The sequence below is a fragment of the Paenibacillus sp. FW126-R14 genome, from assembly GCF_058789495.1.
Window position 1 is genome coordinate 1 of sequence record NZ_JBYTBS010000107.1, and the last position, 10,893, is coordinate 10,893.

The 10,893-nt window shown below is 48.5% G+C and carries 9 protein-coding genes; 1 reads left to right on the forward strand and 8 read right to left on the reverse strand.

Annotation, left to right across the window (positions count from 1 at the left end):
- Nucleotides 1–74: 74 nt before the first annotated feature.
- The 7 genes from AC3WRW_RS32320 to AC3WRW_RS32350 form a co-directional block, all read right to left on the reverse strand.
- Nucleotides 75–815 (reverse strand): class I SAM-dependent methyltransferase, encoded by a 741-nt coding sequence (locus AC3WRW_RS32320; protein ID WP_492550318.1) that lies wholly within the window; start codon nucleotides 813–815, stop codon nucleotides 75–77.
- A gap of 241 nt (nucleotides 816–1,056) precedes the next feature.
- Nucleotides 1,057–1,500 (reverse strand): carboxymuconolactone decarboxylase family protein, encoded by a 444-nt coding sequence (locus AC3WRW_RS32325; RefSeq protein ID WP_492550319.1) that lies wholly within the window; start codon nucleotides 1,498–1,500, stop codon nucleotides 1,057–1,059.
- 73 nt (nucleotides 1,501–1,573) lie between these two features.
- Nucleotides 1,574–2,494 (reverse strand): RNA polymerase sigma factor SigJ, encoded by a 921-nt coding sequence (gene sigJ, locus AC3WRW_RS32330; RefSeq protein WP_492550320.1) that lies wholly within the window; start codon nucleotides 2,492–2,494, stop codon nucleotides 1,574–1,576.
- Nucleotides 2,495–2,642: 148 nt separating this feature from the next.
- Nucleotides 2,643–4,784, reverse strand: coding sequence for a hypothetical protein (locus AC3WRW_RS32335; RefSeq protein ID WP_492550321.1), 2,142 nt, complete (start codon nucleotides 4,782–4,784; stop codon nucleotides 2,643–2,645).
- Nucleotides 4,785–4,842: 58 nt separating this feature from the next.
- Nucleotides 4,843–6,021, reverse strand: a complete 1,179-nt coding sequence (locus AC3WRW_RS32340; RefSeq protein ID WP_492550322.1) for an ABC transporter permease — start codon at nucleotides 6,019–6,021, stop codon at nucleotides 4,843–4,845.
- Nucleotides 6,018–6,740, reverse strand: a complete 723-nt coding sequence (locus AC3WRW_RS32345; RefSeq protein ID WP_492550323.1) for an ABC transporter ATP-binding protein — start codon at nucleotides 6,738–6,740, stop codon at nucleotides 6,018–6,020. Before AC3WRW_RS32345 ends, AC3WRW_RS32340 begins: the two co-directional genes overlap by 4 nt.
- 31 nt (nucleotides 6,741–6,771) lie before the next feature.
- Nucleotides 6,772–8,481 carry a permuted SH3 domain-containing protein gene (locus AC3WRW_RS32350; protein ID WP_492550324.1) on the reverse strand — a complete coding sequence of 570 codons (1,710 nt, stop codon included), beginning with the start codon at nucleotides 8,479–8,481 and terminating at the stop codon, nucleotides 6,772–6,774.
- Nucleotides 8,482–8,746: 265 nt separating this feature from the next.
- Here AC3WRW_RS32350 and AC3WRW_RS32355 point away from each other — a divergent pair, with 265 nt between their 5' ends.
- Nucleotides 8,747–9,511: a DUF817 domain-containing protein gene (locus AC3WRW_RS32355; protein ID WP_492550325.1), complete on the forward strand. Its 765-nt coding sequence runs from the start codon at nucleotides 8,747–8,749 to the stop codon at nucleotides 9,509–9,511.
- 302 nt (nucleotides 9,512–9,813) lie between these two features.
- Here AC3WRW_RS32355 and AC3WRW_RS32360 read toward each other — a convergent pair whose 3' ends face one another.
- A complete protein-coding gene (locus AC3WRW_RS32360; RefSeq protein ID WP_492550326.1) occupies nucleotides 9,814–10,470 on the reverse strand; it encodes a YheC/YheD family protein in 657 nt (218 codons plus the stop codon).
- Nucleotides 10,471–10,893 lie beyond the last annotated feature (423 nt).

The following is a 10,893-nucleotide window of genomic DNA, read 5'->3' on the forward strand; positions in this document are numbered from 1 at the left end:
GTCTAATTATAACCAAGTTAGCTCAACAATCAAGAAGATTATGCATATGGACCTGCCGCTGACAGTAGTTGATCCTAATTGTTGTTTTTGACTGCTGCAATCAGTAGAAAAATAGGACGTCTGGTTTCGTCGCGCATTTCGGGATATTTCTCCAATGCTTCTTGCGTCGGTTGTGGCTCCGACAGTCTTTGCAAGCTGAATCCGGCATCGATTAACGCATTCAAATACGTGGCAACCGTTCTGTGGTATTTGACAACGTCGGTATCCAGGAATCTTGCCTGCCTGCGGCCTTCGCTTTGGTAGCTGTCAACCGGCCAGTGCAATCGTTCGCCTTGCGGTCCATAATGCCAATCTTGCTCCGCGCGGGAAGTAAAAATGGGATGCTCGACCGAAAGAATAAAGCTTCCGCTCTCGGTTAGACAATGATGCACCTTATGACACAGCTCGTCGAAATGCTCCACATAATGGATGGCAAGAGAGGAAATCACCACATCGAATTCTCCCGCGGCAAAATCGATGTCTTCAATCGCCAGCCTGCGGTAAGCAATCGCTGAGTCATCCGTCAATGCTTTGGCACGCTCCAGCATTTTTTCGGAAAGATCCACGCCAACAACGGTGCGAGCCCCCATTTCGCGAGCGTACCGGCAGTGCCAGCCATAACCGCAGCCGAGATCGAGCACGGCTTTCCCCGAAAGCTCAGGCAGCAGCGCACGAAGTGCAGGCCACTCCCCCGCCGCCTCCAATCCTCCGATCGAGCGTGCCATCTGGCTGTATTTTTCAAAAAATCCAACATCGTCATATTTGTTTTCTTTCATAACGTTTCACGACTCCTAACTGTCTCGTTTTGGGGCAATATGAATCTATTTTACTATTCCTCCCTGCTGAAAACCTAACGCAAGTTTGATTCTAATTAAACATTACAACTTAGAATGAATTGGGTACGTTGCACTGCAAAAATAAAAACGAGACGCCCGATTCGGACGTCTCGTTGGATTCCTTCGTCGTCTCAGCGTCTGAGACGGCCTTTTTCATCCTCTCACGGCAGTGAGAGACTTCTCACATGCATCCAGGGAACATGCCGGTCGAGATCGCGATGCGATTCCAAGCATTAATCGTATTAATGGCCATGATGAGCGTCACGTATTCCCGTTCGTCAAAATGCGCACGAACTCGCTCATACACCTCTTGAGGGACACCTTGTACGGAAATGTTCGTTACCGTTTCTGTAAGCTCCAGTACCGCTTTCTCGCGCTCCGAGTAGATCGGAGCTTCGCGCCAAACGCTTATCAGATTAATCCGCTGATTCGTTTCGCCTAAATTGCTGAGATCCCGGGTATGCATATCCAGACAGAACGCGCAGCCGTTGATTTGGGATGCTCTAATTTTGATAAGCTCGTATAGAATAGGGTCCAATCCGCTCGTTTTCATAAAACCTTCCAGCTTATACATCGTTTGCAAAGCCTCAGGATTTACCTTGCTGTAGTTGAATCTTACTTCCATGTGAATCTCCTCCAAAGTGTTTAATTTGACTTCTCGCATACAAGACAAAATAGCTTGGAGTTTTGTGACACCTTTACAAAAAAGATTCGAGTTTTTCCAGTTTATCCGGGTTCACAATCAGATAAACCTCTAACGCTTGCTGCTGTCCGGCAAACCAATGAAAACTAATGAGCTTTACAGGTTTCCGCTCCTGGATAAGTACAAGACCCGTCTGACCGTTAATGTCCAGCAGCCGCCACTCTCCCTGCAGTGCCCCTTTGGCCGCAATGCCTTCGAGAAAAGCCTGAATCCGCTCTTGGCCGAAAATCGGATTGAGCGCTGCCCGCTTTTTGCCACCGCCATCGGAAACCAGCACCGCATCGCTTGTTAGCATCGAAACGAAATTTTTAAAGTCCCCTGTATTCACCGCACGCAAAAACAGCTGCGCAAGAGGCTCTGTATCGCCTGACAATTGAGCGGGAGCTTCTCCTCCGCTTCCGATTTTGAGCTTTGCGCGGCTGTAAATTTTACGGCAATTGTGTTCGGTCTTCTGCAGCATTTCAGCGACCTCGCCATATTCGTAGCCAAGCACTTCTCTCAGCACGAATACAGCCCGCTCCATGGCTGACAGCTTTTGCAGAAGGACCAGAAACGCATAATTGACGGTTTCTTCTTGTTCAAGCCGTTCCAAAGGATTACCGCCGATCTCGTGGACCTGCGGCTCTGGCAGCCAAGGACCGATATATAATTCTCTCTGCTTGCGTGCAGATTTCAGCTCGTTCAAGCAGCGGTTCGTCACCATTTTAACTAAATACGATTTCATATTGGTGATATGTGCTGTGTCCATCGTTTGCAGCGAAATAAACATTTCCTGCAAGATGTCTTCGCTATCCGAAACAGAGCCCAGCATTCGGTAGGCAACAGAAAATAACAGTTTTTTATAGGTCCGATAGTATGCTTCCATGCCAACATCCGTCTCCGTTATGGATGGGTGCACCGCTTCCTGATTCATCATTATCCTCTCATTTCTTTTGCAGCATCATCTACTATGTTGTATTCATACCATATCGCGATTAAGCCTGTAAAGGCTGTCGTGCAAAGGAAAGAAAAACAAAACAGCGCCCATATGCAGAAAGCATACAGGCGCTTCAAAAGAAAAATTATTAATGGAATTGCTTGAGCAGGCGCTTAGCCGTTCCGTTAGGCGTTTCAATGACCTCGTACATGTTAACGACAACACCGGAATCAATTTGCTCGTCTTTCAGTCCGCTGACGACAACTTTTTGCTTGCCGCTCGTCAGTTTGCCGGTGCCGACTAGTGTGGATGTTTGAGTGCCCACGATGCGACCGAGAGAATCAATCATGTCGAATTCAATTTTGGAGAAGTTTGAGTCAATGATAACCTGATCCTCATGTGTGATATCAAGATCAAGATTTAATTGATACGAATAAGTGCCGTTATTATAAAGCCAGCTAATCGAATCGCTGTTCACTTTCAGGGAGAACGGATACAGATCAAGCTTATCGCTGTCTTCGTCCTTCTGCAGAGCAACCTGATACGTTCCGATCGATACTTTGCCTTCGGAAACCGATTTATCGTCGTAAATGTTCAGTGCAAAAGCGCCATCGTCCTCTGTTTTGCTATTTGGCAGCAGGTAAGAATAACTCACAACATAGGAGCTGCCCGGCGTGAGCTGTGCCGCGACTGAACTCTGACGCGTTCCCGTGTAGGAATTGCCGCTGCTGTCCAGCAGCTCGTTCTGCAGTTCAGGAAGCGCAATCGTGCTGGTGCCGTTATTAGTGATTTTGTACTTGGCGATGGCCGTTTTGTAGCCTAGATCGTCGTTCTCATGCGCGTGAAGCTCAACAAGCGAAACATCCACATTTTTGTTCATAGCCGCATTGTCGCTAAAATTCAGCTTGCTGCCAAGCGTATAGTTTGCAGCTGTCGTGAAGCCGTTTTGGGCTTCGACCGCCCCTTTAAGCAGGAACACGGCAACAGGCATTTGACCTGTCGTTCCGGTGCTTGTATCGGCATTCGCCGTTGTGTTGGTGCCGGTGGATCCGGTAGACGATGTCGAACCGCCTGAGCTCGCAGATGTCTTCTCCCAGAGGACAAGCTGCGCCGTATTGGGATCTGAACCGGCAGGCAGAACTGCGTTGAAATAATACGTTGTCGTTTCATTCGGTGCCAAATACGCATTGCGTGCCGTATTATCGGCAGCGGTCAAAGCCGTGCCTGAATCGCCGACTTGGTACGCGGCGAAGAACGAAGGAACCGCAGCCGCTTCTTTTCCATCATTGCTTAGGGTAACGATCGTTTGCACGTGAACGCCATCAGCTTGCGTAGTGTATTTGGTCGAGTTGGCTTTGACTGTCATTTGCTCGCCCGACTGCTGACCGCCGTACACCTGCTTCGTATCTAGCGCAGTTGTTTGAAGGGAAGTGCCCAGACTCATGTTCCCCAGTGTCACATCTTCGCTTTGGTTGACATAATAAAAATCCAGCGATACGCCCGACATCGCCATCTGCTTGGAGATCGGCGTTTTCAACGTTAACGTATCCGACTCGTTCGGGAGGAACGTTGTGCCTGATCCGTTTGCAATCGCAGAGGTATATTTCAACCCGCTGGCATCCACTAACCGGAACTGAAGTCCTGCCGGCAGCTTAACGGAGCTGGATCCAAGGTTTTTGGCGGAAAGTTGCGTATAGAGATACCATTTGCCATTCTCAGAAACGCGAACGCTTTGCCCTAATTGGAATGCAAGCGAAGCATCATTCGCAAGAGTGCTGTCGATGGTTCGAAGATTAATAATTTCTTCCGGCGCGCCCACTTGACCATCGCCAAGTGCAGAACTTACAGGCAGCTGGCCGAGATGATTCATAAAATCAGCTTGCCCCGTATCCCAGCGGAAGACGTCAATCTTCAGCTGATCTGCTGTTTCCCCCTCACCCAAATTGGCATAGAAGCGGAAGCTGGCGTCTTGACCTGGAAGGACGCTCGCGCTCTTCTTTTCGCTCATTTTGGCCGTATAACTATGACCGGACGTATCTGTAACCCGCACGCCGTATTGATTGAAGTCTATCGCCTTTGCGTCTCCATTATGTAAGGATACGGCAAACTGAAGCGATGAAGACGAAAGCGCAGCTTGGCTTAATGTAAAATAGGATGACGACGAGATATAAACTGCTTCCCCAGCCGCGTGAGCCGCCCCGGTGGGTAAAGAGGCAGCGGCTATGCTGCCGGTTAAAAACAGTGCTAAAGTTGTACGCTTCAGAGAAATGGATGTTAATTTGCGGATCATGATGTTTTACCTCCCGTAGCTTTTAATAGTAAACAAGTCATTCAGCATTCAGCAGTCGCTAGTCATAACGAAGGGCATCGATTGGCTTTAATTTGGAAGCTTTGTTGGCCGGATATAATCCGAAGATGACGCCAACTAAGGCTGAGAACAAGAATGCATATAAACCTACGTTGATTGAAAGACTGGTAGCCTGGCTCGGATTGATATAAGGCCATGCGAGCGATAACGCTACGCCAACGACTAAACCGATGAATCCGCCCATTCCACTAATTAGCGTCGCTTCCACCAGGAACTGCAGCAGAATATTCCGGCGCTTGGCCCCAATGGATTTGCGAATCCCAATCTCTCTGGTTCTTTCGCTTACTGTGACGAGCATAATGTTCATAATGCCGATACCCCCTACCAAAAGGGATATCGCAGCTACGGCTACTAACTGATTCGTTAGCGTGCTGGACGCCGTTTGCTTGGCGCTGATCAATTCAGAGGAATTGTAAATATTGAATCCTGACGTGCTCTTGAATTTGCTCGTTAAATATCTTTCCAGCACGGCCTGCACCCTGCTCACGTCATTCCCGCTAGCCGCTTCCACGTAAGCAGTTCGAATGGATCCAAGTTTAAAATCTCTGCTCATTGTCGGCAGCGGCACAATAACCGCGCTGTCTAGCGAAGTCCCGCTCGTATTGGAACCTTTGCTTTTCAAAACGCCGATAATCGTGTACATGTAGCCGTTGACATTAATTTCTTCATTGACAGGATCATCCTTGCCGAAAAACTTCGCCGCCACTTCGGTTCCAATCACCGCCACGTGATTGCGATAGTCCAAATCCGCCTGGGCCAGAAAACGGCCGCTGCCGATTTCGCCTTTTTGCATATCGAGATAACGGTCGTTCGTGCCGATTACGTTATACGTTTCCGTGGTACGGTCATATTTGATGCTCGTGCTGTTTCGGGTCATTGTCGGCGCAATTCCGCTAATCCCGGATGTGCCCTCCAGATCCATGATTTCTTCGTATTTCAGCTGAGTTGCGCGGCCATTGCCTAGCAAGTTAACCGTCAGCAAGTTGGTGCCCAGCCCCTCATACTGCTTTTCAATCGATTTGGAGGTGCCCTGCCCAATGGAGACGAGCGTAATGACTGAGCTCACCCCAATAATGACGCCGAGCATAGTCAGAACCGTCCTGAGCGGATTTGAGCGTACCGTGGCCATGGCCATTTGGAAAAGCTCCCAAGGTCTCATAGCGAAACCGCCTCCTCCGCTTGCGGAATCGGCAACCGGTCATTGCGTACGTCTTTGATAATCTCGCCATCCCGAAGCGTAACGACACGCTTGGCGTGATCTGCGATATGATTGTCATGCGTAATCAATACAATGGTGTTGCCCTGTTGATTGAGCTCCTGAATTAACTCCAGTACTTCAATCCCTGTTTTGGAATCCAAAGCGCCCGTAGGCTCATCCGCCAAAATCAGGGAAGGCGATATCGCTAACGCTCTCGCAATCGCCACCCTTTGCTGCTGTCCGCCGGAAAGCTCGCTAGGTTTGTGGTGTCCGCGCTGGCCCATCCCCAATTTCTCCAGCATCCGCTGCGCTTGTTCTCGGCGCTGTTTGGCGGGGATGCCCGCATAAATCATGGGCAGCTCCACGTTCTCGATGGCGGATAGCCGCGGGAGCAAGTTGAATTGTTGAAAAATAAAGCCGATTTTCCGGTTCCGCAGTTCGGCAAGACCGTTGTCGGACATCTTCTCCGTGGCGACGCCGTCGAGCGAGTACGTGCCCGAAGTCGGAATATCGAGCAGTCCGATCGTATTCATCAGTGTGGATTTCCCCGATCCGCTGGGACCGATAATGGCAACAAAGTCACTTTTGGCAATATGCAGCGTGATCCCTTTCAGAATCTGCAGTTCTTCTTCCCCGCGGGCATAGCTTTTGGTGATTCCCGTTAATTCAATGATATTCATCCGACTCGCTCCTTTCCTCGATACTCATCGTTCACTGGCGCCCGCCGCCACCGCCACTGCCGCCACCTCCGCCTTGGAAGCCGCCGCCGCTGCCGCCGCTAAAGCCACCGCCTTGGAAGCCAGCCGGAGGTCCGCCCTCGCCGCCAAAACCGCCGAAGCCGCCTTGCATCATTTGCTGATTCGAATTCGTGTTTGCTTTCCGTGTCGGCATGACCACTTCGTCGCCTTCTACCAAACCGCTCACAATCTCAACCTGTGTTTTACTGCGAATGCCGGTTTTAATTTCATGCTGCTCTTCCACGGTGCCGTCCGCTTTCTTCAGTGAAACGGTTGATTTGCCTTTCGTCGTTGTAATCGCCTGAATCGGCACGACCAGAATGTCCTTCTTATCTTGAATGAAAACTTCAGCTGTAGCCGTCATAGCGTATTTGAGATCATTCGCTGCCGTGTTCGGAATGGAAACAACCGCATCATACGTCGTCACTCCGTTCGAGGTGGTCCCGACATTGGAGACCGAAGTCACCTCGCCATCGAAAGATTTGCCCGAAATCGCATCAACTTTCACGACTGCTTTCTGCCCCACCTTCACACTGGTTAAATCCAGCTCATCCACAGCAATGGCCAGCTGCATCGTACTTAAGCTTGCTACCGCCCCTAACGTCGTATTGGCATTAATTTGCGCGCCAACAGGATAATTGCGAAGCACATTGCTTTTGCTATTCGCAAAGTCCGCCGAGAACACGCCGTCAAAAGGCGCAGTGATCGTCAATTGATTCACCTTTTGCTGCGCATCGTCCACTTTGATTTTCTGGCTGTCGATAGCTGCTTGCTTGCTGATAATGTTTTGCTGGAGGTCATCGTTAAATAATCCCGCAATGAGGTCTCCTTGCTTTACCGTATCTCCGTCTTTAAACTTCATGCTTTTGATCGTTCCGCTTGCTTCTGAAAAAATTGGCGTTGTACGCACATAATCTAACGCCGCTTGATCCGTTGACTCTACTTTGTCGTCTCCGCTGCCGACGCTGCCTTTCACCTTCAAGCCGGAAGAGAGCGTCCCGTCATTCGTGACGAGGACTTCGACATCCACGATTTTATTTCCATTCGCATCGGCCTTCACGTCGCGGGAAACGGTGGAAACTGTTCCAATTTTAGAAAGCAAATACCCGTCAACCGTCAGCTCAACGTTATCGCCTTTCTGCAATTGAACCGCTTCTTGAAGCGGAAACGGCAGCTTGACTTTGAATTGCGAAGTGTCGGAGATCGTTCCGATCTTTGTCGTTTTATTCACCTGACTGCCCACGTCCAAATTGGATGCCAGCGTAAGCTTTCCGCTCATCGAAGCGGATATGCTCATATGGTTCTGTTCGCCTTGCAGCTCAGCGAGCTCCTTCTCCAACTGCTGAAGACTCACTTGCGCTTCTTTAAGATTCGTTTCCGTAGATGGAACAGACAGCTCTACAAGCACGTCGCCCTTCTTAACCGGCTGATTTTGCGTCAAATTCATCGTTTTAATGATGGCATCCACGGGAATAACAATGTTTTGCTTATCTTTGGCATCCAGCTGCGAAGTTCCCGATATGGATGAAGAAATCGAGCCTTTTGTCACTTTCATTGCCGATTGCTGCCCTGTTGCGGCTACTGCAGGCTTCGCCTTACCATGTATGTAATAATAAGTTCCTGCCCCGCATAGCATCGCAGCCACAACAATGATGATCCATTTCTTTTTCCGATTCATGCTCATTGATAATTCCCCTTTCCCATGTACCAAGACCACGATTGTCTTCGTCATATCCAACCTACAAGTAGCAGTTTAAGGGGCGTGACTGAATCCATACTGAGCGGTGGCTGAAAGAAAGTTGAATGCTAACTTAACGTTTGCTGAAAATGGAAAAGAAAGGCATCCAAACATGATGGCCATCTTTTGAACAAAATTCAATTTATTGAAGTCAAATCTTTCATTAGCACCGATATATGACATATAAGAAGTATCAAGAGGTGGAAGAAGCATGAGCATATATTTGAAACAATTAAGCATTTTTACGTACCATCAAGCGTTGTCTTGCATATTTCCTGCAGGCATTTTTGTAACGCTTGCTTTAAGCAAGTTGATTACGATCCCCGGCCTTCCGCGGTACGATTTTATTTTGGCAGGCTGCATCCTTCTGCAAGCTTTTATGTACTTCAGCAAACTTGAAACCAAAGATGAATTAAAAGTGATCTGCGTTTTTCACGTTATCGGCATAATGCTCGAGCTGTTCAAAGTACATATGGGATCATGGAGCTATCCAGAGGAAGCTTATAGCAAATGGTTCGGTGTTCCACTCTACAGCGGCTTTATGTATGCGAGTGTTGCCAGTTATATTTGTCAAGCATGGCGGAGAATGGAGCTTTCCTTGCACGGCTATCCGCCAAAATGGATCACGGTTCCTTTCGGAGCTTGTATTTATCTTAATTTCTTTACGCACCACTTCATCTTCGATGTAAGATACTTGTTGATTGTATTGCTTTGTTTTCTCTTCTACCGCACGAAAGTTAGATTTAAGCTTGCACAGATCAGCTATTCAATGCCGCTTGTGGTGTCCTTTTTATGCATTGGTTTTTTCATTTGGATCGCTGAAAATATCGCCACTTATTTCGGCGCATGGCGGTATCCGAATCAAGACCATGCCTGGCATTTCGTACATCCGGCCAAAATTGTGGCTTGGTTCTTGCTTGTGATCGTATCCTTCGTCATCGTAGCTGAACTGAAAAGAATTAAAACGAAACAATAAATATAAAGAAGTTGTTCTATGAGTGAAGTGAAAAAAGCTATCCCCTGTCATTCCCATGACTTGTGGGACAGCCTTTTGTGCTGTTATGCTGCTGCGGTCAAATAATGGGAAAATCCCCCTCTAAATAGGCAGCTGATACCAGTCAGATCCATTAAACTGGAAAAACTCCCTCTATATGCACCGATTTCCTGAGAATCTACGAAAACCGGTCCTATTAGTGGGAGTTTTTTCTGCTAATTTCCCTGAAAGGTCATCATTCACGCCATTTAGAGGGACATTTTCCATTTTTTCCATGCGTCCCATTAATGGGGTTTCGTATTCACCTCAAAAATCCAAACGCTTCCCTTTTTATCGATGCCAAAATCGTAACCCAGCATGCCGATGCCCGGAAATTTTGACTCTAGCAGCATCGTACACGTTCGGGATACACCTACCATCGTGTCAATTTTGGATTTGACCAGCGACGCCGGGAACGTCCGCCCAATGGCATATCTGCCTCTCAACTGGGTGCCCCCTTGGCACAGGTTCGTGACAAACAGGCCCGGACGGGCTAGTCGGCCAACAATCGCTCGAATCTGCCAATGACGTCCGACTTTTGCCAGCTTGACCCGATAGTCAACAGGCCGACCATCGATCGTGGCTAACTGAATGCCCTGCTGAAGCATCAACGGGCGGTTCTGACGAATCCGGTTAATAACCTGAAGCAGTTCATTCCAGCTGCGGTAGATTTTTTTGGTCCCCGCGTTATGCAGCAGAAAGCCGTTCCCTGCTCTTTGGATTTTCATTACACGGTTTCCCCCGGTTCCAACGATCGGCTTTGCCACGACAAATGGATATTGACGCAGCATCGCTGCAAGGTTCTCCGCACTATAACGGCGCATCGCTGGGATATGCTTGGCGACTCCGGAATGCTGCAGCAGGACTGCGAACTTCGACCATTTACTAGCAACCATACGCATGAGAATCTCCTCCTCTGTCCATGCCTTCCTTTATGCTAAAATATGCCTGGCTCCCCGGAAGGGAAACGGACAATCTGGCACTATTCCTAAAATAGGTTGCTTCCGACTTTCGCAAAGAACTTCCGGCCAATAAAAAAGAAGCAGGCTGCTGGATCTCTCCGGCATCTGCTTCTGCTTTTTTTCTTTATTTTTCGTAAACAAGCCTCAAATGGATGTCGGAAGGATCCGTAACCATTGCTGCATCGTCGATCTCCGTCACCTGTACGCCTGAAACCTTCAACCGTTCAACAGCCTCATTGCGTGTTTCCTTATCGGGGAAAACGAGAGTGTAATAGCTTAGTCCTGTTCACTGGCGTTGCATGAAACCTATCGAGTTGATGTCAGCTCGACTAAAAACGATTTTCCAGAAATTTCAGAAAATAT